The following is a 23008-nucleotide window of genomic DNA, read 5'->3' as shown; positions in this document are numbered from 1 at the left end:
TCACCTGCAGCAGGTCATGAAAAATTGTGCTGATTATTACCATGTGTGGATCCCACATGGCTGAACGGTATTATTTGCCAATTACCGTAAATAACATATCCAGCCGCACCGGATTACGTTCACGGACTTCAAATTCCGCCGGACGGCTGATGGCCGCAACGCTTTCCATAATCGTATTTGCCGGTGTGCTGAACGCGTTTGGTGCAGCGACCGGTGCCGGTTTGCTTTTCGGCCAGGAGATAGTGTTAGCCGGTACGTCTGCTGGCGCACTGGCAGGGCTCACTTCTTTGCGGCTGACAGCCGGGATTTCAGTGATTGCCGCTTCGTGTTTTTCGTCGCTGGCGTCGGAGGTGACTGCCGTTGTGGTTACTGCTTGCATAGTAGCACCATCTTCTTCATTCATTTCCTGGAAAGAGACACCGGACATTTTTAGTTTTCCAGCCAAAGAACCTAAATCATCATACATAGTATTTGCCTGACCCCGATGTGTTGAATACGAGCTATAATAAGCAAGGTTGTCTTCTCTATTTTCCGGGTTATTCAGCGGAAACGTAATAAACCAGGTCTTTCGTTAAGATAAATTTCAGACATTCGGTTTATTTGAGAATTTCCTCATATACTGTCGGTGGGGAGCGGTTAAGGTCAAGTGACGATATCAATAAATTAGGATGCACTTATTAGGGTTTTCTATGAATGCTGGCTTTATTTATTACTGTGCGTCGAGACAAAGCCGCAGGTAGCACGGCGTTGCGGGGTGTGAGAGGTAAAATTTATCACATGGATTGTTATTTAAACTTTTTATTAATAATTACCCGACATCAATTCTTCACAATTTATTCATAATTTCTCGATTTTTGTGCGCACTGTCTTTATCGGAAATTATTTTGGATTCTTTAGCGATTAATTAATGTTTATATATTGAGACCATCTATAAATCATCATTCTCTATTAATATAGCTGCTGAGTGATATTGAACCCTTTAATACTTTCAATTAGGATGTACCCGAACACTTCTTTAAGAAAAACGATTATGCATTCTGAAAATGATATTTTCGGCTCTCAGAATATGCTTGCCGCACTCGAAAATGTTCACGATGCTGTCGTACTACTTGATAGTACGGAAACCGTGTTTTTTTTTAATCGCGCAGCTGAGCAATTATGGGGCTATCCGCGGATTTCGGTCCTCGGCTGTAAGGCGTCAACCATTCCGTTGTTTGGCGCTATCGATGTGCTGTCCTGCGAAGCAGAAAATGAGCAGGCACTGACCGTCATTACTGCAACCGGCGAAGAGACGTCGCTGGCGGCAACCATCAGTTATGACGGACCAGAAAATACGGGCGCACCTTGTCGTGTTGTGGTGCACATTGACCAGGAGCGTGTCACTAAACTTTCAACCTTTGACCGTCTGACCGGGCTGCCGAATCGTAGCGCGTTGCATCAGTATATCGATCAGATGATGACCAGTAGCGAGCATGCCCGCGCGGCGTTCTTCTTTCTCGACCTGGATCATTTTAAAGACGTTAACGATGCGCTCGGCTACGCCGCAGGGGATAACGTGCTGGTGGCCATCGCGCAGCGCCTGCGCACTGAGTTTTCCCGCCAGGGGTTTGTCAGCCACGCCGACAGCGACGCGTTTGTGCTGGTGATCCCGGATTGCGATAGCACTCGGGCAACCAGTATCGCGCAGAAAATTCAGGCGCTGTTCCGCATGCCGTTTAAAATTGCCGATCTGGCGTTAAATGTGACCGTCAGCACCGGTATCAGTCTGTATCCGGATCATGGCGTTTCACGGGATGGTTTGCTTAAGCATGCTAACCACGCGTCACATTTGGCGAAAGCGGCGGCCTCCGGCGGTTACCTGTTCTTCAGCACTGAGATGAACCAGGTGGATCAGGAACGGCTAAAACTGGCGGCGGCGTTGAAACTGGCAATCGCCAGCAATCTGCTGCATTTGCACTATCAGCCGCAGGTTTGGCTTAAAAATGGCGAGCTTTATGGGGTCGAAGCGCTGGCACGCTGGACCGATCCGGTTCTTGGCGATATTCCCCCCGGAAAATTTATCGCCCTGGCCGAAGAGACCGGCGAGATCGAGGCCATTGGTCGCTGGACGCTCCATGAAGCTTGCCGCCAGATGGCGGAATGGCGCAATAACGGTATTGATGTACCCGTGGTGTCGGTTAATCTGTCGCCGATCAACTTCTATAACAGCAGCCTGCCTAATTACATTTCGTATCTGCTCCGGCAGTACCGTATTCCGGCCAGTTGTCTGACCATCGAGATCACCGAAGGGGTGATGATGGACAAGCGACCGGAAACGATGGAAGTGATTTGCGCCGTGCGGGAGTTAGGTGTTGGGTTGTCGATGGATGATTTTGGCACCGGTTTCTCTTGCCTGTCCCGACTGGCGCATTTACCGATGACTGAACTGAAAATCGATCAGAGCTTTATGCGTGATTTGAGCGAAGGCAGCAAGATGAAAGCCATCGCCACCACGGTGGTCAAAATTGGTCAGAGTCTGCATCAGACGGTGGTTGCCGAAGGTGTGGAAACGGAACAGCAGCGTAATCAGTTACGCGATCTGCAGTGTGATATTGCGCAGGGTTATCTTTACTCCCGCGCGCTCACGGCGGCAGCGCTGGCCGGTTGGCTGCAAAGCAGGCCGCAAAGTGAAATGATTTAAGAGTGAGTTTGCACGGTAGCAGTGGCCCAGGCTTGAAAGGATAATCAGGCCGGAATAATTCCCCCGGTGCGCGTCCAGTGCCGGGGGATTATTTTTTGTTTCCCCTTCAGCAACGGAGTCAGATAAGTTTCTACTCTTTTACGACTTGCCCACTCAGGCAAGCCGAATAATGGGTATACACTATTCCCGCCTTGTTTTTATAAGAAAGATTTCTCGCCGAATTAACTAAAACACTTCAATATGATAAGTAATAAGCAAAAAACCAGCATCCCCCATGACATGTGACGGTGCGCCTGACGGGCCGGATTAGTACTGGTTGTTTTATTTTCGCTATTGTTAATACGCATAAATTTACAATACCCGACGTTAATGATAGCCCACGCCAGGCCTTGTGGCACGGCGCTTCACAGGAGCGAACATAGGTATAGCAAGCCGCTGCAATAAATACAGGAAGGCTCTTTTTTGTTTTATAGATGCTTTTAATTAATTCGCTTATATATATAGACAGGTCGCGATGATTACCTTTTTTTTCTTATACGTGCACGACGATAATAAGCGAAGAAAATTTATATTACCTGGAAAAAAATAAAAATCCATGCGGAAATTTGCGTTTGGGACAATAAATTTATTAAGATAGGTTGACTCTATAATTACCGGTTTGGTTGGGCTGGAGAACAAATAAATAACGGTGATTGGGTATTTATCCTGGGCAACATTGGGCTGGGAAAGGGAAGCGGTATTGTGCTGGCGTGCACAGGGATAACGAAAAAGCCTGATGCATTGCGTCCCGGCAAGGCTATCATGACTTCTCGTAATGGATGTGGGGCGCGACAGGGCCAGAGCAGATCCTGGTAAGTAGAAAGCACTTAACAATAATTATGCAAAATGAGTGCAAATCTGATTCACTTTCACAGGGTTAGCCTGCAGCTTAGGCATGACGCGAAGTTATCTATTTGTGGTGAATTGTTTGCGGCTGAAGGTCATTCTGGCAAGGCGTGCGATTTTAGCGGCCAGGTATGCTTTTCGCCTTTCACCCTATCACCAGGCTGTTGTTAAGCGCATAGCGGGTCATGCGGAACAAAAATCATGAGTGAAAAAAGACGGACAGACCACAGGGATGAAGACGTTAAGCATCTCTTTGAGTTGCTCAATAATAATTCAGATTGGGTTTGGGAAGTGGATGCTCAGGGGCGTTATACCTGGTCTTCCGATGTGGTGACGGAGCTGCTGGGTGTGCCACCGGAAGAGGTGATTGGCAAAACCCCCTTTGATTTTATGCCACCGGGCGAAGCCGAACGCGTTGCCGGCGCTTTTGGCGCTATCGTGATGGAGAAGCGCGCGTTTTCCGGGCTGGTAAACCGTAACCAGCGTGCTGATGGAACCATTGTGGTGCTGGAAACCAGCGGTATTCCGCTGTTTGACGATAACGGTGAACTGTGCGGGTACCGTGGGATCGACCGCAACATTTCCACGCTTGGCGAGCGCGTCCTGCAACTGGAGACAATCTATGAAACCACCCCGGTGGCGCTCTGCATGATCGATCGCCAGGGGCGGCTGGTGATGTCCAATAAAGCGATGGCAAAGCTGTTGGGAGAACGCGCGCCGCACGGTGCGGAGATCCATTTCCAGAGCCTGATGCCAGAGTACTGGCACTTCTTTCGTACGGACTTTGAACTGGCGGATGGCGGAGAAACGTTGCCTTCACGAGAACTGGGCTGGTTTGATCGCTGCTACGACATTCAATCGGTGCCGGTTCGCGATGCGATGGACAATGTTATCGGTCTGTCGGTGACCTGGGTGGATATTACCGAGCGCCGTCACGCCGAGCAGAAACTGGCGAGTGCCAACAAAGTGCTGCAACAATATGCGCAGCACGATCATCTGACCGGGTTGTTTAATCGCCGCTATATGGATGAGTGCCTGGTGGCGGAGATCACCCGCGCCATGCAGGACGATTTCCCGCTATCAGTCTGTCTGGCGGATATTGATTACTTCAAAAACTACAACGATACCCACGGTCATCAGGCGGGGGACGACTGTTTGCGCATTGTTGCCAAAACTCTTACGTCGTCGCGCCTGCGTAGCGGCGATAATGTCAGCCGTTACGGCGGTGAAGAGTTTCTGATTATTTTGCCCGGTACCGATCTGGTGCAGGCGCTGGGTGTGGCGGAAGTGGTGCGCAGCAATATTAATGCGCTGGCGTTACCGCACCATGCCAGTCCGACCGGTTATTTGACCATCAGCATCGGCGTGGCAACCCTGCATGGCAAGCAAATCTCTATTGAGGATAAACCGCTGCATATGATTGCCAGTGGGTTGATCCACCTGGCTGATACCGCGCTCTATGCGGCTAAAAAACAGGGTCGCAATCAGGTGGTTTCCGCGCGGGATGCCTACACCGTTCCCTGAATTTGCACATCGTCCGTGGTGGCAACGCCCCACCGCGCCTGCGCCGATGTGCTGACGCGGTGGGGCTCTCCGGTTTACAGCAATGCCTGCCGCCAGTCTGCAATCAGATCGTTTTCGTCTTCAATGCCTACCGACAGACGGATCAGTTGCGGCGTAATACCGTTGGCCAGCCGTTGTTCCAGCGGAATGGAGGCATGGGTCATGCTAAAAGGCTGACTTACCAGGCTTTCCACACCGCCAAGGCTTTCCGCCAGGGTAAATAACGTCAATTTGTTGATGATGGTCGTCGCCCGCGCATCATCGCCTTTGATCACCACCGATATCATGCCGCCCGGTAGCGCCATCTGCTGACGCGCAAGCGCGTACTGCGGGTGTGACTCCAGCCACGGGAACCACACTTTTTCCACCTGCGGCTGTTGCTCCAGCCAGCGTGCGAGCGCTAACGCGTTGCTGCTGTGTCGTTCCACGCGCAGCGCCAGGGTTCGGATCCCACGCAGCGTCAGGAAGCTACTGAAGGGATCGAGTACGCCGCCGATGGCGTTTTGCAAATAGCCCAGTTTCTCGGCAAGCGCCGGGTTGTCACCCACCACCGCCAGCCCGGCCACCACATCGGAGTGTCCGTTCAGGTATTTCGTGGCGGAGTGCACCACAATATCGAACCCCAACTCCAGTGGGCGGTGGATCACCGGGGACGCAAACGTGTTATCCGCCACGCTCAGCACATTATGCCGTTTGGCGATAGTGGCAATGGCCGCCAGATCCGCCAGTTTTAGCAGCGGATTCGTGGGCGTTTCCACCCAAATCATGCGCGTGTCCGGTCGGATGGCGGCTTCCAGCCCGGCGAGATCGTCGGGCTTTACCCAACTGACCCGTAACCCGGCGCTCCGGCGGCGAACATTTTCAATCAGGCGGTAGGTGCCGCCGTAGACATCATCGACAGCCACCAGGTGACTCTCTTTATCCAGCAGTTCAAGCACGGTTGAAATACTGGCGAGGCCAGATGCAAAGGCATAGCCGCGCGTGCCGCCTTCCAGTTCAGCAATAGCGGTTTCCAGCGCATGGCGCGTCGGGTTGCCGCTGCGCGAATATTCATACCCGGTGTGCTGACCTGGCGCGGGTTGGGCGAAGGTTGACGTGGCGTAAATTGGCGGCATGACTGCGCCGTGTTGGTCGTTGAATGTGCCGCTATGGACACTCTGCGTTGCCAGTGTTTTCACTCTCTTTTCCTTTTGTTCTTTATTGTTCAAGGCGGTTGCGCCAGGTGGTGAGGACGTCGCTGCGGGTGACAAGGCCGACAAAATGGCCGTTGTCAGCGATCACCGCCACCAGGCCGCGATCGAAAATGGCGTACAGCGCGCTCTCCGGAGCATGCTTATCAAGAATTTCAACGTTGCGGGTCATCGCTTCTTTCACCGGCAGGGAAAAACGCGCACTGTCGCCACGCACGTGGCTTATCAAATCCCACTCATCAACAATCCCGACCACGTGACCTTTTTCCAGCACCGGTAACTGCGAAATGTCATACAAACGCATGCGTGCCAGTACTGCGGCAAGGCTGTCTTGCGGTGCGGCGGTGACCGTCGCGCCTTCATCGTGACGCAGCGCGATAAAATCGGTCAGGTCACCGCTCGATGGGCGGGTGAGCAGACCTTGCTGGCGCATCCAGTCGTCATTGAACATTTTCGACAGGTATTTATTGCCGCTGTCACAGGCGAACGTGACCACGCGCTTTGGCGTGGTTTGCGCCCGGCAGTAACGCAGTGCCGCGTTCAGCAGCGTGCCGGTAGACGATCCTGCCAGAATGCCCTCCTGTTGCAGGAGATCCCGTGCGGTGGCGAAGGCCTCGCGGTCGGTGACGCGAAATGCCTGTTTCACGCCATCGATATGCGCCAGCGGCGGAATAAAATCTTCGCCAATCCCTTCAACCAACCATGAGCCGGGTTCACCGTAATGACCGCTTTCGACATGGTCGGCCAGAATGGAACCTGCCGGATCCGCCAGCACAAATTTGGTGTGCGGCGAGTGTTCGGCAAACCAGGCTTGTAACCCACCCAACGTGCCGCCGGAACCCACGCCCACGACGATGGCGTCGATATTGCCGTCAAGCTGGTGGTAAATCTCCGGCGCGGTGGTGGTAGTGTGCGCCTGGGGATTGGCCGGGTTATTAAACTGATCAATATAAAATGCGCCCGGTGTTTCGAGCGCCAGACGTTGGGCATAGTCCTGATAATAGGCCGGGTGCCCTTTGTTGACGTCAGAGCGGGTGAGCACCACATTTGCACCCAATGCGCGCAGATGAAAAATCTTCTCACGGCTCATTTTGTCCGGCACGACCAGCACCAGCGAGTACCCTTTTTGCGCCGCAATCAACGCCAGCCCGAGCCCCGTATTTCCCGCAGTGGCTTCAATAATGGTGCCGCCAGGCGAGAGCAGACCTAACCGTTCGGCTTCATTGATCATCGACAGAGCGACCCGATCTTTGATCGATCCGCCTGGGTTTTGGTTTTCGAGTTTGAGAAATAATTCGCATGGGCCACTGTCGAGTTTATGCAGTTGCAGCAGCGGTGTTTGGCCGATCAATTCGGTTACTGAATGGAAGACAGACATTGTGTGTTCATCCGTAGAAAATCGTGATGGGCGGATGATAGGTCTGCCATTTTTCTCTTTTAAAGAATCTTTATTTGTCGTTTAGAACAAACGGAAATATAAAGCTCTGTTTGGCCGTCGGGACGGAGAGCCGTATAGTCGTCCGGATGTGTTGATAGCCAAAAAAGGTGTTTTAGCGCTGATTTCATGCACTTTTTCCGTTCTGTTCGCTGGAGTTATGCGTTTTTTGGCAATGTAATGCGAAATAAATCCTTTTCGAAAAATCCCGCTTTTTCTGCCGTTTAGCGCTTTTAGTTATAAATAATGTCCATTTGGTTATTTGAAATATCACTACGGGTGATTATTATCGTCTGGACATCCATACCGCTAAACTGCCAGACGGAAACACCAACGCATGATCGTTCTCAGGAATATTTCTAAGATTTTCGACCAGGGAAAGGCATCGATTACTGCTGTCGACAGCGTCAATCTGACCGTTGAGCAGGGGCAAATTTACGGGATTATCGGCTACAGCGGCGCCGGGAAAAGTACGCTGATCCGTTTACTGAACGGGCTGGAAAAGCCCACCTCCGGCAGCGTCGTGATCAATGGGCAGGATATCGCCACCGCGCGGGGCGAAGCGCTGCGCCAGGCGCGTCTGAAGATCAGCATGGTGTTCCAGCACTTCAATTTATTGTGGTCGCGCACGGTCAGCGAAAACATCGCCTTTTCTATGCAGATTGCCGGTGCGCCGAAAGCGAAAATCACCGCACGTGTAGCGGAACTGATTGAGCTGGTGGGGCTGAAAGGTCGCGAAAACGCCTATCCGTCGCAATTGAGCGGTGGGCAGAAACAGCGCGTCGGTATTGCTCGTGCACTGGCGAACAATCCGGATGTGCTGTTGTGTGATGAAGCAACGTCGGCGCTGGATCCGCAGACGACCGACCAGATTCTCGATCTGCTGCTGGATATTAATCGTCGCTTCAAACTGACCATTGTATTGATCACCCATGAAATGCATGTGGTACGCAAAATCTGCGACCGCGTGGCGGTGATGGAGAATGGTCAGGTGGTGGAAGAGGGCGATGTGTTAAGTGTTTTTACTCACCCGCAAAAACCGATCACCCAGCAGTTTGTACGTCAGGTCAGCCAGTATAAAGAAGACGAGGCGTTTAATCCGGAACTGAGCAGCGACCTGGGCGGTGCCGTCATTAAGTTGACCTTTACTGGCCACAATACGCACCAGCCGATTGTGGGAGAACTGACCCTGCGCTATGGCCTGCCGTTCAATATTCTGCACGGCAAAATGTCGCAAACAGCGCACGGTGTGTTTGGACAATTATGGGTGCACGTGGTGGCGACCCCGGAACAACTGAACAATATCCTCGCCGACTTACGCAACAGCGAGATTGAAAGCGAGGTGGTAACGCATGGCTGAGTCATTTTTCCCCCATCTGAAATGGGAGCAACTCTGGGCCGCCACGCAAGAGACGTTATATATGACGGCACTGTCAGGCGCGGCGACGTTTGTGCTGGGGATTGTGCTTGGTTTGGCGCTGTTTCTGACTGCGCGTGGCGGTCTGTTTCAGAACCGTGCGTTGTACAGCATCATCTCGATTCTGGTGAACGTCTTCCGCTCGATCCCGTTTATCATTTTGATTGTGTTATTGATCCCGTTTACCAAGGCGCTGGTTGGCACCATTCTCGGCGCTAATGCGGCACTGCCCGCATTGATTGTCGGTGCTGCGCCGTTTTATGCGCGTCTGGTCGAGATTGCGCTACGCGAAGTGGATAAAGGGGTGATTGAGGCGACGCGTTCAATGGGCGCGCGTCTGAGCACACTGATCTTTCGGGTGTTATTACCTGAATCATCACCTGCGCTGGTGTCCGGTATTACCGTGACGCTGATAGCGCTGGTGAGCTACAGCGCCATGGCCGGAGTTATCGGCGCAGGCGGGTTGGGCAACCTTGCTTATCTGGAAGGATTCCAGCGAAACCACAACGACGTCACGCTGGTGGCGACGGTGACTATCCTGATCATCGTCTTCATCATCCAGTTCTGCGGCGACGTGATGACTTCTCTGTTAGATAAACGATAATTATTGGAAACCACCATCATGAAAAAAACACTGACACTGATTGCCGCAGCCACCCTGAGCGTTCTGAGCTTCTCTTCCTGGGCGGACACGCTGATCGTTGGCGCATCTAATGTGCCGCATGCTGAAATTCTGGAGCAGGCGAAACCGATTCTGGCGAAACAGGGCATCGATCTGGAAATTAAACCGTTCCAGGATTACATCCTGCCGAACACTGCGCTGGCCAGCCGTGAACTGGATGCCAACTACTTCCAGCACATCCCGTACCTGAACAGCGTGATCAAAGACCATGCAGGCGACAAGACCTATGATTTTGTGAGTGCGGGCGCGATTCATATTGAGCCGATTGGTATTTACTCTAAAAAATACAAGTCGCTGAAAGATCTGCCGCAAGGCGGCAAGATCATCATGCGTGATGCGGTCTCCGAAGAGGGGCGTATTCTGTCCATCTTTGAAAAAGCGGGCGTGATCAAGCTGAAACCGGGTGTGGATAAAGTTACTGCCCGTATTGACGACATCGTGGATAACCCGAAAAAACTGAAATTCCTGCCGAACGTTGAAGCGGCGCTGCTGCCGCAGATGTACAACAACGATGAAGGCGACGCGGTAGTGATCAACGCCAACTACGCGATCGATGCTGGCCTGGATCCGGTACACGATCCGATTGCGGTAGAGAGCGGTGAAAACAACCCGTACGCGAACATCATTACCGTTCATCGTGGTGATGAGAAGAAGAAAGATATCGTTGCGCTGGTGAACGTGCTGCACTCCAAAGAGATTCAGGAGTGGATCCGCACCAAATATAAAGGTGCGGTGATCCCGGTTAATAATTGATCCTTCTGGCGCGCGGCTGTTCTGGCCGCGCGCCTGTAGCGCCGTTTTCTCCTCCTCCTTCTTTATTTCCACCGTTTCTGGTCCATTATTTCCTTGTGATTAATATCACCAATTTTAAACAACCTTGTTAACACTCATTAACAATGCACTACTATTGCCAGGTTCATTCCAGGGCGGAGGTAGAGATGAAAGATGTCGTGATCGTGGGGGCTGTCCGCACGCCAATCGGCTGTTTTCAGGGGGCCTTGTCGCGCCACTCCGCCGTTGAGCTCGGTAGTCTGGTAGTGCAGGCGTTGGTGGAACGCAGCGGTGTGCAGCCACAGGATATTGATGAAGTGATCCTGGGCCAGGTGTTAACTGCCGGAGCCGGGCAAAATCCTGCGCGCCAGTCGGCTATTAAAGGTGGGTTACCGAATACCGTTTCCGCCATCACCATTAACGATGTTTGCGGTTCAGGGCTAAAAGCCCTGCATCTGGCCTCGCAGGCTATTCAGTGTGGCGAGGCAGATGTGGTGATTGCAGGCGGCCAGGAAAATATGAGTCGTGCGCCGCATGTGCTCACCGACAGCCGAACCGGTGCGCCGCTGGGCAATAGCCAACTGATTGATAGTCTGGTGCACGACGGGCTGTGGGATGCGTTCAACGATTACCATATGGGAATGACGGCGGAAAATCTGGCGCGCGAGTATGGCATCAGCCGCGAACATCAGGATGAATGGGCACTCCGTTCCCAGCATAAAGCGCGCGCGGCCATTGATTCAGGTCGCTTTCGTGCTGAGATTGTACCGGTGAACGCGATTGCCGCAGATGGTCGGGCGGTGATTGTTGATACTGATGAACAGCCGCGTACCGATCCCAGTGCCGAAGCGTTGGCAAGATTGTCTCCGGCTTTTGGCGTGAGTGGCTCGGTCACCGCCGGTAACGCTTCGCCATTGAATGATGGCGCGGCGGCAGTATTGATGATGAGCGAGAACAAAGCGCAGGCGATGAATCTGCCGGTGCTGGCGCGTATTCGGGCATTTGCCAGCGTTGGCGTTGATCCGGCGTTGATGGGGATCGCGCCCGTCTATGCGATGCGACGTTGTCTGGATCGTGCAGGCTGGCAGTTAAATGATGTTGACCTGATTGAAGCGAACGAAGCCTACGCGGCGCAAGCGTTGTCGGTGGGGAAGGTCCTCGAATGGGACGAGAAACGCGTCAATGTCAACGGTGGCGCGATCGCGTTGGGTCATCCGATTGGCGCATCCGGTTGCCGTATTCTGGTTTCCCTGGTGCACGAGATGCAAAAGCGCAACGCGCGCAAAGGGCTGGCGACATTATGCATTGGCGGTGGTCAGGGCGTGGCGCTGGCTATTGAACGCGATTGATCTCCTCTTTTAAGTCAAATAAAGCCTTCCTCCGGGAAGGCTTTATTATTTGTGATGGTGATCTCAGGCGGTGTTTCAATTAAATTAAAACCTTTTCGGCTGCCTCTAATAATCATTTCCCCTAATTAGAAAACACACTTTAAATTTACCACAATTGTATTGTTGCCACCGTTACCATTGTCATTGTACAAGGTAAGCATGCTTATTATTATATAATTCATTTTGTATATGGCTGTTTTTAATTGTGTTTTTAAGTTGTATTTCCAATTGTAACTTCTCGGTTAATAAAAAATTGGTGTGATCTTGCCCTTGTTTTTTATCGGAAAAGCGGCAAATAAATTGATATTCATCACGTCGTTATAGATAGTTCAGTTCCGTGTAATTATTTACGATCGAGATCACTAAAATAAAGTTACCGAAAAAATAAAATGTAATTCCATAAAAATGGAACATAATTTTAATTATTGAGGTGACTCATGTTTAAGAAAACTCTGGCTCTTGCTTCACTCCTTGGCGCTTCCTTCGCATCACAAGCTGTTACCGTCGACTTACGTCATGAATACATCGACAGCGGTTCTAACGCCGATCGTGTTGCGGTCTCTCACCGTTTTGATAACGGTGTGGGTTTTGGTGTTGAAGCGAAATGGAAATCCGGCGGCGATGATGCCGATAAACCCTTAACTGAAATTGTGGGGAATGGTCACGAAGAATCGATCAACTGGCGCTGGGCTGCGACCAAGAATTTTGCGCTGACACCGGGCTTTAATATCGAAAGTAAAGATACGAACTCCATTTATAAACCGTATCTGCATGTGCAATACAGCTTTGATAACGGCGTTTATATTGCAGGCCGCTATCGTTATGAATACACACGTAACCCGGATTCCAATACCGTTGATAATAAAGTCAACAAATTCGATACCTGGGTGGGTTGGGCGCTGGGCGATTTCCGTTTTGAGCTGAACTACGTTTATGCCAAGAGCACTGAAGACGTTATCCGCGATAACAACAAAACCTATTCAAACGAATATAACGCTAAAGTGGCTTATAAACTCGATCAGAACTGGTCTCCGTATGTTGAATTGGGCAACGTGGGCGTGAAAAACACCGACGAACGCCAGACCCGTTTCCGTCTCGGCGTAGCCTATTCTTTCTGATTGTCTGCATTACCCTCAAAAACATTCCCCGGAGCCGTTGGCCGGGGATTTTTGTTTGCTCTGTTTTTGAACCGCCGTTGCGTCGCCGCTCAGTTCAATAGTTGATTTATCGGGGTTCGAATATTGCCGGGTTCACAGGGCACCCACCCAGTTCTGTCGTTTTAAACAGCGCTTGCGTTGGCAATAGGGCATCGGCGGATGAAGGGAAACGCAGGTCTGGGAACGCGAAAATTTATCCTGGCATCGACGGGTAAAAAAAAGCCCCCCAGGAGGAGGGCAAGGCCAGTTACAGAAACACGACTAAAATTTTATGCCTGTAGCATGACGCGCTGCGCGGGAAGTTTTGCGATATAGAGCGCCGGTTTGCCGTCTTTATCAGAGCTGTACAAAATGGCGCTGTCATCCGGAGTAAACGACGGATGCGGATGCGTTACCTGGCGGCTGTTTGCCACGGTCGCCCATGAGGTGTCATGACGGGCCACGCGGAAATAGGCCTTTTGCGCCACGTCAAACACATACAAATAGGGATCGTTATCAATGGTGTAGCCGCTGGTGTCTTTCACATCCACCGGCGTACCGGAACCGTCGCCAACCAGCAGCGTACCGTCAACGTTACTCATCAGGTGAGAGCAGGCCGGCATCGGCATCACGGCTTCGTTTACGCCACTATCCGGATTAAAGCGGTAAATCGTGCGCCCTTGTTTGCCTTTCAGGTACGAGACATACACCAGCGCGGAGCCGTTCGGCACCCAGAATTCATGCGTGCAGCTTTCGCCTTCCGCGTGATCTTTCACTTTACGCACATGGCTGCCATCTTCGTTGACCAGCCACATCCGCGCGTCCACCAGGTCATGAGGACCTTCATGACAAAACGCCACAGTATTGTCATCGAACGGGCGGTAAATCGGGTGACCAAGCCACTTTTTCTCTTCATGGATGACGCTGCTTTTACCGTTTTGCAGATCAACGCGTAACAGACGGCAGTGCGGGCCTTTATGGAAGAAATCGTGGAACAATTGCCAGCTGTTCAGCGGCGTCCAGTCGCTGGCGGCAATCTCAATACCCACCAGTTTGGTGCAGTCGCTGTTGGCAACCCATGTACCGTAACCTACCCACTCATCCGGTACGCGGTAGATCTCACGTTCGGCCAGCGTCTGCAAATTCACTTCGCGCAGCGTACGGTCATTCTTCACGTAATAGAGCGTGCTATCGTCGGGTGAGAGAAAGCCGCCAAAGGTGTTATCGCCAGCGCCTTCCGTCAGTTGTACGGCTTCTGCATTAGCGATATCAAGCAGGTAGTAGTTCCAGTTGCCGTCAAATTCACCGGCAAACAACAGATGACTGCCATCGTTAAAAAAACACTTCTGATAAAAGTAGTTCCGGTGGCAGGTCACTTCCGGCGGGGTTAAGCGGGTGATTTCCGCGCCGGTGTCCGGATCGCGGCTGACTGCGTATTGCAGTTTTACCCGCATGCCTTTTGCCATATCTCGCTCCTTTAAAGGGTCCGGTGGGCAATCATGCGCCCTGCTGTGACCACAGATGCTTTTAAGTTTAAAAACTGGGTAATAATTTATCAAAACAACGTTTCAATATGTGTGATTGCTGACGCACTTTCTAAGAAAAGAGCAAAGCAAAATGCAATAAGACAACGGGAAAGGCGCAACTTTGATTTTTAACTGAAAAACTGTCCTTCGACTGTCAAAACTCAAAGACGCTATTAACTTATTGTTTGTTAAGATTAATTTTTCGTCAAATTTGCATGCGACGCAACGTGGCGGCGATGTCAACGCTGAACATGCGTGATCGGACTTACAGATCTTGAAAGAATTAACAGAAAAAGTGAAACGTTGTTTTATTTACAATTGAAAACGTGTTTTAGCCGGGATAAGATGCACTAATATAAGAAACGGAACATTGTTTCTCTTCTGATTGGTGACGTTTCGGTCAAAATTTACTTCGGAGGTTATTGTGGAAGTCAGACAAAGCATCCACAGTGCGCACGCAAAAACGCTGGACACCCAGGGCCTGCGCAATGAGTTTTTAGTCGAAAAAGTCTTCGTCGATGACGAATACACCATGGTCTATAGCCACATCGATCGCATCATTGTTGGCGGTATCAAACCGGTGATGAAAACCGTCTCCGTGGGCGGCGAAGTGGGCAAACAACTCGGCGTCAGCTATTTCCTTGAACGTCGCGAACTGGGCGTGATCAATATCGGTGGACCCGGCACCATTACGGTTGACGGACAGTGCTTTGAAATCGGTCACCGCGATGCGCTGTATGTGGGTAAAGGGGCGAAAGAGGTGGTTTTCGCCAGCATCGATAGCGCAAAACCGGCGAAGTTCTACTACAACTGCGCGCCTGCACACATGACGTTCCCGACGAAAAAAGTGACGCCAGCCGATGTCGCGCCGGTCACCCTGGGCGATCCGCTGACCAGCAATCGTCGCACTATCAATAAGTACTTCGTGCCGGACGTACTCGAAACCTGCCAGTTGAGCATGGGGCTGACTGAGCTGGAGCCGGGCAACCTGTGGAACACCATGCCGTGCCATACGCACGAACGCCGGATGGAGGTCTACTTCTACTTCAATATGGAAGAGGACGCCTGCGTATTCCATATGATGGGCCAGCAGCAGGAAACGCGTCATCTCGTGATGCATAACGAACAAGCGGTAATTTCTCCAAGCTGGTCAATCCATTCGGGTGTGGGTACGCGCGCGTACACCTTCATCTGGGGGATGGTGGGGGAGAACCAGGTCTTTGATGACATGGACCACGTCGCTGTAAAAGATCTGCGCTAGTCGCGGGCAGCATAAAACCATGCCTGTCCGGTACAGGCGCTGATAGATTAAGGAACAAACATGATTCTGGATGCATTTTCTCTTCAAGGTAAGGTTGCGGTAGTGAGCGGTTGCGATACCGGTCTCGGTCAGGGGATGGCGCTGGGTTTGGCGGAAGCAGGCTGCGACATCGTTGGTATCAACATTGTTGAACCGACGGAAACCATTGAGCGTGTCACTGCGCTGGGTCGTCGTTTTCTCAGCCTGACGGCCGATCTGCGTCAGATTGATGGCATTCCGGCACTGCTGGAGCGCGCGGTAGCGGAATTCGGCAAAATCGATATTCTGGTCAATAACGCTGGTTTGATCCGCCGCGAAGACGCGATCAACTTCAGCGAGAAAGACTGGGATGACGTTATGAACCTGAACATTAAAAGCGTGTTCTTTATGTCTCAGGCCGCGGCGAAACACTTTATCGCGCAGGGGCACGGCGGCAAGATCATCAACATCGCTTCCATGCTCTCCTTTCAGGGGGGCATCCGTGTTCCGTCTTACACCGCGTCGAAAAGCGGCGTAATGGGTGTGACCCGTCTGCTGGCGAATGAGTGGGCGAAGCACAATATCAACGTCAACGCCATTGCGCCGGGCTATATGGCTACCAACAACACCCAGCAACTGCGCGCCGACGAACAACGTAGCGCGGAGATCCTTGACCGCATTCCGGCTGGCCGTTGGGGGCTGCCAAGTGACCTGATGGGGCCGGTCGTGTTCCTCGCATCCCAGGCATCGGATTATATCAACGGTTACACCATTGCCGTGGATGGCGGCTGGCTGGCGCGTTAAGTATTCGCCAGCATTCGATAAAAACCTGCCTGTGGCAGGTTTTTTTATCTCTGCATATTATTTGTCCATATGATGCTGCTTAAAAAATCCATATCCTTTTATCTTAATTAGCAGGCTTTGTTTAAAAAATTATTACAAATAAATGAGTTAAAAATAGTTTATGGCTTAAACTATATTTTCAAAATTGTAAACTCCATCACAAAACATCATGCCACAGCGAATTTATCCATATCTTCGCGTTTTATAGACTGACGCTCACTCACGCTGCTGACTTACTTTCATAAGACATCTTCTTCTGTGCAGGCAGGAAAAAAATGACATCTATCAGTAATGAGTCTGTAGTTTTACCGCGTGCGCTGCGTGATACCCGGCGTATGAACCTGTTTGTCTCTGTCTCTGCGGCGGTCGCCGGGCTGCTGTTCGGCCTGGATATCGGCGTGATTGCCGGTGCGTTGCCGTTTATCACCGATCATTTCACCTTAAGCAGCCGATTGCAGGAGTGGGTCGTCAGCAGCATGATGCTCGGCGCGGCGCTTGGCGCACTCTTCAATGGCTGGCTCTCTTTTCGTCTCGGCCGTAAATACAGCCTGATGGCGGGAGCTGTATTGTTTGTAGCCGGATCGCTGGGATCGGCTTTCGCCGGTAACGTGGAACTGTTGCTGGTGTCCCGCGTGGTGCTGGGCGTGGCGGTGGGGATTGCCTCCTACACCGCGCCACTCTATCTGTCGGAAATGGCCAGCGAAAATGTGCGCGGCAAGATGATCAGCATGTATCAACTGATGGTGACGCTGGGCATTGTGCTGGCATTCCTCTCTGATACCGCGTTCAGCTACAGCGGCAACTGGCGGGCAATGCTCGGCGTGCTGGCGCTGCCAGCGGTATTGCTGATTGTTCTGGTGGTGTTCCTGCCCAATAGCCCGCGCTGGCTGGCGCAAAAAGGACGACATATCGAAGCGGAAGAGGTGTTGCGCATGCTGCGTGACACGTCTGAAAAAGCCCGCGAAGAGCTGAATGAAATTCGCGAAAGCTTGAAGCTGAAACAGGGGGGATTTCACCTGTTTAAAGCTAACCGCAATGTGCGTCGTGCGGTATTCCTCGGCATGTTGTTGCAGGCAATGCAGCAATTCACCGGGATGAATATCATCATGTATTACGCGCCGCGTATTTTTAAAATGGCGGGATTCACCACCACTGAGCAGCAGATGATTGCCACGCTGGTGGTCGGACTGACCTTTATGTTCGCCACGTTTATTGCGGTATTCACGGTCGATAAAGCCGGGCGCAAACCCGCGCTGAAAATCGGTTTTAGCGTGATGGCGCTGGGTACGCTGATCCTCGGCTACTGCCTGATGCAGTTTGATAACGGCACCGCATCGAGCGGGTTGTCCTGGTTGTCAGTCGGGATGACCATGATCTGCATCGCCGGGTATGCAATGAGCGCTGCGCCGGTGGTATGGATCCTCTGTTCAGAGATCCAGCCGCTGAAATGCCGTGATTTCGGCATTACCTGTTCGACCACCACCAACTGGGTGTCGAACATGATCATTGGCGCGACCTTCCTGACGCTTCTGGATGCGATTGGCGCGGCGGGCACCTTCTGGTTATATACCGCGCTGAACCTGGTGTTTGTCGGCATTACCTTCTGGCTGATTCCGGAAACCAAAAACGTTACGCTTGAGCATATTGAACGTCGACTGATGGCGGGCGAGAAGCTGCGTAATATTGGGGTATAACCACAACGCGTGGCGCTTATGGGCGTCACGTTCACAATGCGGGTGAAAAGCGCGTGCAACGTCGCTGCTTTTTATGATGATATTAATCAGTTACGGTTGATAAATCATAAGGAATGGGCGCGTTATGACCGCGAAATACTACTTCAAGAATATTTTCTGGGGGATGTTTTTTCTGTCCGGTTTTGCCTGGGCATGGAGCCAGGATATGCAGGATCGCGTCTCCCAATACTTCTTTGTGTTATCGCTCTTTAGTTGCCCGCTCTATCCGTTAGCCAAAAAAGGGGTTGAAACCCTGGCGCTGAGGTTTACGACGCGAGCCTTCTGGCAGCGAGGCTATTTTAAAGAGACTCCGGGCAAAAACGGGCTTTATGCCTTGTATTATGGCGCTTGCTTTTTGTTCGCCGTGCCGCTTGGATTGGCGTATTTGCTCTATCTGTTGCTGATGAAAAAGGCCGGTTAATACCGGCCTTTGGTTTGTCATTACACGCCTAACAGAGCATTCACTTTGGTGATAAAAGCCTCGTCTACCAGTGCGCCGACGATGGCCATCATCAATGCAAACCCGAGGATGCCCAGGGCGCTGCCGGTGATGGCGCTGAACACGAAAGCCGTCAATGCCGTTGCCGCGTTACCCGCCGCGATGGCTTCCACTTTCACAAAGAACGGACGCCAGTTTTTGGTGCGGATCGCCTTCGGCAGTTCGACCAGGATCGCATCATACGCATCAATGGCTTTACCCACATAGCCAAACCCTTTACTGAACTTCGCCAGGCTGCTGGCCATGTTGGCACGGTTCACGGACTCCAGTGCTTTTGCAATCGCCTCGCGATCGGCCACGCTGTATTTTTTATCCAGTACGGTTTGAAAGCGATCGAAAGCGGCCAGCGCCTGTTCAACGTTGCGGATCTTCTTGCCTTTGGCGGCTGCAGCCAGTTCCTGGGCAACTTTCGCCGATTGTTCACTGAATTTCGCCGTCACCTCTTTGTAGAAATCAGCCGTAAATTTCACGGCATCTTTCACGTCCGCGCGTTGCGCCTCACCCTGCTTATACGCCTGGGTCAGCGCAGGCACTTCCTGTTCAACGGTCACGATGCGGGTATGCTCGTTGCCGTTTTTCCCGCCGCCACCGGAGGTGATCTCCCGGCGAACTTTGGTCATCACTTTGCCATTACTCAGCCAGTAGCCGGAAGGCAATACGCCCTGCAACACAGTCACAAACTGGCCAACCGATGAGGCGGCGATCGTGTCGGCGTTGAGACCGCCTTTCCCGTTATTCGGTTGCTTGCCTTGCAGCGGATGACCGGAGTTGAAATCGCCAATCGCAATGGTTACGCCATTACCGCGAAGCCCCATTACCAGACCAGACAGGCCAATGTCCGTCGCTTGATCGGCCGTCAACCCTTCGGCGGAAATGCTGAGCATGCCATTGGGTTTCACTTGCTCAATTTTCAATTTCGTTAACGGGTTAATGGTATGGGCGGCCAGAATCAGGTTAGCCAGCTTTTGGCGGAGCGCCTGATCGTTCTGGATCGCCGCCAACTGTTTTTGCGCCGGCGTCGCGTTCACTGAACCGCCGTTATCACGATCGCCGCCATGTCCGTTCGAACCACCGCCAGGAGACGGCTCTGAACCACGTTCAGAACTCCAGTTAGTACCATCACCTACACCACCACCATAGTTAAATCCAGGCATACTGTTTTCCTCTTTTGTCATTTTTGAGTTGGATTGCGGAAATCCGGTGCGCATCTTTTTGAAGACCAGAGACGTTCTGTCACACCGAAAGTGCTGTATATAAAAACAGGTTTTTTTGCTACAGCGAGGGCGATGCTACGCCTGAGATATTCACCCCGTCAATAGCCCTGATTAAATAAAAATTATAATAATAACAATGAGTTGTGTTGTTTTTGAGTAAACATAAAAGGCTGGAAAAACGCATGAAATGGGGGGCGAAAAGCGTACGAAAAAGCATCAGAAAGAGGCCCTCAACGCAGCGAAGAGGGCAGAGGGGAACACTCAAACTTTGGCTAAATAGAGCGCAGGCATGCCGTCGGCGTCTGAGGTATAGAGTACCCACTGGTTATCCGGGGAGAATGACGGGTGCGGGTGGGTGACCTGGCGGTCGCCGTCCAGTACTTTCCAGCTACTGTTATGCTGGCAGATAGCCGTTTGTTCCCCGCTTTGCACATCAAACACCCAAATAAAGGGGTCGTTAAGATGAATATCTCCGGTGTGATGGGGCGCGCCGTCACCGACCACCAGACTGCCGTCATTGTTGCTCATCAAGTGAGAACAGGGAGGGATCGCCATGAGCTGGCGGTTTTCCAGCGTCTGTGGATCGGCGCTGAACAGATAGCGCCGGGCGTCATTTTCCCGGTGTGCCACGTAGTAGAGCGCGGAGCCATCCGGTACCCAAAATTCATGGGTAAAACTTTCACCAGCCTCATGCTGGCGCACCTTGCGCAGGTTGCTACCATCTTCGTTGATCAACCACATGCGCGCATCAATCGCATCGCGCGGACCTTCATGGCAAAACGCCACGGTTTTATCGTCAAACGGGCGGTAGAGGGGGTGCCCCAGCCAGCGTTTTTCTTGCAACAACGTGCTGCGCTCACCGCTTTGCAGATCAATGCAGATCAGCCTGCATTCCGGATGGGTGAAATAGAAATCGCGGAATTTTTGCCAGTCCGTTAACGGCTGCCAGTCACTTTTTTTAATCTCGATGCCCACCAGCTTGGTGCAGTCGGAATTGGCGACCCAGGTGCCGTAAGCTACCCAGTCATCATCCACCTCATAAACGACATACTCTTCCAGCGTGCTCAGATCGACGCGGCGTAATTCTCGGGTGTTTTTTACATACCACAGGGCGCGATCGTCGGCAGACAAATAACCGCCGAAGGTATTATCCCCGGCCCCTTCGGTTAGCTGGGTTGCCTCGCTGCGGGCGATATCCAGCAGGTAATAGTTCCAGTGGCCTTCGAATGCGCCGCCAAAGATCAGTTTCCCACCATCGCAGGTAAAGCATTTTTGGTAGAAGTAGTTACGGTGACAAATAATGTGCGGAGGCGTCATCCGGATAACCTCGTGCCCGGTATGCGGATCCTTCTGGCGACGGTATGTCAGCGGGATGATTTTGCCTTTTGCCATGATCTTCTCTCCTGATCCTCTCTCCATTGATAAAAAAATACCCTGCCGGATCCGGCAGGGTAGGGGATGACGGTAAAACCTTAGCGCATGGCGCGTTTCAGGATACGCTCAGCCTGGCGTTGGAAGTCAGCGGCGGTCTCTTCCACTGTTTTCTGACCATAGTCGATGTACTGAATCGCCGTGCCGAACTGGGCAACAATCTGCGGATCGTCAAAATAGGGCGACACAGTGAGTTTGGCAGGCAGCGACTGCGCCAGACGCAGACCCGCAACGGCCGGATCCTCCGCTTTGATTGCACCATTGGCGGTCAGTGTCTGGACTGCGGCTTTGCTCAACGGTACACCACGTTCCAGACCGAGGGTTTCCACGCCTTCTTTGCTGTTCAGCAGGAAGTTAATCACCTGTGCGGCTTCTTTCGGGTGTTTGGTGGATTTACCAATCGACAGCATTTGCGCCGGTTTGAAGAACAGGCCTGCGTCTGTTGCGCCTGGCAGCATCGGGTATTCACCCAACACCAGTTTGGCTGGCGGCTTCAGGTTGTCGGAGTATTTGGTGATGGTGGAGTTCCACATGTAGGTACCGGCCCATTCACCTTCGATCCACGGCTTCATTTCATACATGTTGCTCTTACCGAACGATGCATAGTACTTCGCGTCCGGCATCACGTGGCTGTCGACCAGTTTTTTATACATCTGGAAGAATTCCACCCACTGCTCATTGGTATAGCTGAATTTCTTCGCTTTCTCGTCAACGGCAGGAATATTGTATTTCTGCACCATGTACGAGTTCAGCAGCGCCAGCGTGTCCTGGTGCTCAAGCACCACCGGGTAGTACTGCTTACCTAGTTTGCTTTCAAACGTTTTGCCCGCCGCTAACAGCTCATCCCAGGTTTTCGGGAAGGCGACGCCCGCTTTTTTCCACTGTTCATCGTTAAAGTAGAATACGCGCGCGGTGACGGAGATCGGAATACCGTTCAGCTTGCCGTCCACGGTGGTGGATTTCAGCTCTTTGGCGTCGAACTGGCTCAAATCGATAATGTCTTTCACCTGGTTCAGGTCGTAAAAACCGTCACCGGATTTTGAGAAGATCGGCAGCCAGTTCCAGTTTGTCTGCATCACGTCCGGCTCAGTGCCGCCCGCGATTTGTGTGGTCAGACGGGAAAGGTGACCGTCCCAGCCGGTGTACTCCGATTTAACGGTAATATTCGGATGCTGTTGATGAAATTCTTCCAACGCTTTCAATGTGACCTGATGACGACCGTTGCCCCCCCACCAGGACATACGCAGGTCAACATTATCAGCGGCCATAGCGGGTACAGCGCACATGCCCAGAGTTGCGGAGATAACGGCGCCTGTTAGCACTTTTTTCATTTTTA

General features: G+C 52.0%; 18 protein-coding genes. 11 read left to right on the top strand and 7 right to left on the bottom strand.

What is annotated here, in order from left to right:
* Positions 1-70: 70 nt before the first annotated feature.
* Positions 71-379, bottom strand: a complete 309-nt coding sequence (locus GA0061071_RS15120) for a hypothetical protein (protein WP_245191430.1) — start codon at positions 377-379, stop codon at positions 71-73.
* A gap of 651 nt (positions 380-1030) precedes the next feature.
* On the opposite strand from GA0061071_RS15120, the gene GA0061071_RS15115 reads away from it, so the two are divergent.
* Together GA0061071_RS15115 and GA0061071_RS15110 are read left to right on the top strand one after the other, a co-directional pair.
* A complete protein-coding gene (locus tag GA0061071_RS15115; RefSeq protein WP_088237769.1) occupies positions 1031-2680 on the top strand; it encodes a sensor domain-containing protein in 1650 nt (549 codons plus the stop codon).
* Between the two features lie 1086 nt (positions 2681-3766).
* Positions 3767-5089, top strand: a complete 1323-nt coding sequence (locus tag GA0061071_RS15110) for a sensor domain-containing diguanylate cyclase (RefSeq protein ID WP_061493290.1) — start codon at positions 3767-3769, stop codon at positions 5087-5089.
* A 74-nt stretch (positions 5090-5163) separates the two neighbouring features.
* On the opposite strand, the gene GA0061071_RS15105 is transcribed toward GA0061071_RS15110, so the two are convergent.
* Positions 5164-6306 carry a trans-sulfuration enzyme family protein gene (locus GA0061071_RS15105; protein ID WP_088237770.1) on the bottom strand — a complete coding sequence of 381 codons (1143 nt, stop codon included), beginning with the start codon at positions 6304-6306 and terminating at the stop codon, positions 5164-5166.
* A 19-nt stretch (positions 6307-6325) separates the two neighbouring features.
* On the bottom strand, positions 6326-7696 hold the full coding sequence (locus GA0061071_RS15100; RefSeq protein ID WP_088237771.1) for a pyridoxal-phosphate dependent enzyme: 1371 nt from the start codon (positions 7694-7696) through the stop codon (positions 6326-6328).
* Between the two features lie 394 nt (positions 7697-8090).
* Between GA0061071_RS15100 and GA0061071_RS15095 the strand changes: the two genes are divergently transcribed.
* The 5 genes from GA0061071_RS15095 (at position 8091) to GA0061071_RS15075 (ending at position 13129) form a co-directional block, all read left to right on the top strand.
* Entirely contained in the window at positions 8091-9113 is a 1023-nt protein-coding gene (locus GA0061071_RS15095; RefSeq protein WP_088237772.1) for a methionine ABC transporter ATP-binding protein, read from the top strand.
* A complete protein-coding gene (locus GA0061071_RS15090) occupies positions 9106-9774 on the top strand; it encodes a methionine ABC transporter permease (RefSeq protein ID WP_061493294.1) in 669 nt (222 codons plus the stop codon). Before GA0061071_RS15095 ends, GA0061071_RS15090 begins: the two co-directional genes overlap by 8 nt.
* Positions 9775-9792: 18 nt before the next feature.
* Entirely contained in the window at positions 9793-10605 is an 813-nt protein-coding gene (locus GA0061071_RS15085) for a MetQ/NlpA family ABC transporter substrate-binding protein (RefSeq protein WP_061499767.1), read from the top strand.
* A gap of 185 nt (positions 10606-10790) precedes the next feature.
* Positions 10791-11972 (top strand): acetyl-CoA C-acetyltransferase, encoded by a 1182-nt coding sequence (locus GA0061071_RS15080; RefSeq protein WP_061493295.1) that lies wholly within the window; start codon positions 10791-10793, stop codon positions 11970-11972.
* A gap of 476 nt (positions 11973-12448) precedes the next feature.
* A complete protein-coding gene (locus tag GA0061071_RS15075) occupies positions 12449-13129 on the top strand; it encodes an oligogalacturonate-specific porin KdgM family protein (protein ID WP_061493296.1) in 681 nt (226 codons plus the stop codon).
* Positions 13130-13437: 308 nt separating this feature from the next.
* Here GA0061071_RS15075 and GA0061071_RS15070 read toward each other — a convergent pair whose 3' ends face one another.
* A complete protein-coding gene (locus tag GA0061071_RS15070; RefSeq protein ID WP_088237773.1) occupies positions 13438-14613 on the bottom strand; it encodes an oligogalacturonate lyase family protein in 1176 nt (391 codons plus the stop codon).
* 484 nt (positions 14614-15097) lie between these two features.
* Here GA0061071_RS15070 and kduI point away from each other — a divergent pair, with 484 nt between their 5' ends.
* The 4 genes from kduI (at position 15098) to GA0061071_RS15050 (ending at position 18949) form a co-directional block, all read left to right on the top strand.
* Positions 15098-15934, top strand: a complete 837-nt coding sequence (gene kduI / locus GA0061071_RS15065) for a 5-dehydro-4-deoxy-D-glucuronate isomerase (RefSeq protein ID WP_088237850.1) — start codon at positions 15098-15100, stop codon at positions 15932-15934.
* A 60-nt stretch (positions 15935-15994) separates the two neighbouring features.
* On the top strand, positions 15995-16756 hold the full coding sequence (gene kduD / locus GA0061071_RS15060) for a 2-dehydro-3-deoxy-D-gluconate 5-dehydrogenase KduD (protein WP_088237774.1): 762 nt from the start codon (positions 15995-15997) through the stop codon (positions 16754-16756).
* Positions 16757-17070: 314 nt separating this feature from the next.
* Complete coding sequence (gene araE / locus GA0061071_RS15055) at positions 17071-18489, top strand: arabinose-proton symporter AraE (RefSeq protein WP_061493299.1); 1419 nt, start codon at positions 17071-17073, stop codon at positions 18487-18489.
* 124 nt (positions 18490-18613) lie between these two features.
* Positions 18614-18949, top strand: a complete 336-nt coding sequence (locus tag GA0061071_RS15050) for a colicin E1 family microcin immunity protein (protein WP_088237775.1) — start codon at positions 18614-18616, stop codon at positions 18947-18949.
* A gap of 20 nt (positions 18950-18969) precedes the next feature.
* On the opposite strand, the gene GA0061071_RS15045 is transcribed toward GA0061071_RS15050, so the two are convergent.
* The 3 genes from GA0061071_RS15045 to GA0061071_RS15035 all read right to left on the bottom strand — a co-directional run bounded on the left by GA0061071_RS15045 (position 18970) and on the right by GA0061071_RS15035 (position 23003).
* Positions 18970-20181: a colicin-like pore-forming protein gene (locus GA0061071_RS15045; protein ID WP_088237776.1), complete on the bottom strand. Its 1212-nt coding sequence runs from the start codon at positions 20179-20181 to the stop codon at positions 18970-18972.
* Positions 20182-20502: 321 nt separating this feature from the next.
* The gene (locus GA0061071_RS15040; RefSeq protein ID WP_088237777.1) at positions 20503-21633 is read right to left on the bottom strand and encodes an oligogalacturonate lyase family protein; all 1131 of its coding nucleotides are present in this window, start codon (positions 21631-21633) and stop codon (positions 20503-20505) included.
* An 80-nt stretch (positions 21634-21713) separates the two neighbouring features.
* Positions 21714-23003: an ABC transporter substrate-binding protein gene (locus GA0061071_RS15035; protein WP_088237778.1), complete on the bottom strand. Its 1290-nt coding sequence runs from the start codon at positions 23001-23003 to the stop codon at positions 21714-21716.
* Positions 23004-23008: the final 5 nt, after the last annotated feature.

Source organism: Kosakonia oryzendophytica, assembly GCF_900094925.1.
Classification (GTDB): Bacteria; Pseudomonadota; Gammaproteobacteria; order Enterobacterales; family Enterobacteriaceae; genus Kosakonia; species Kosakonia oryzendophytica.
Note: the sequence above shows the minus strand (reverse complement) of the source record. Positions and strands in the feature narration are given on the sequence as shown.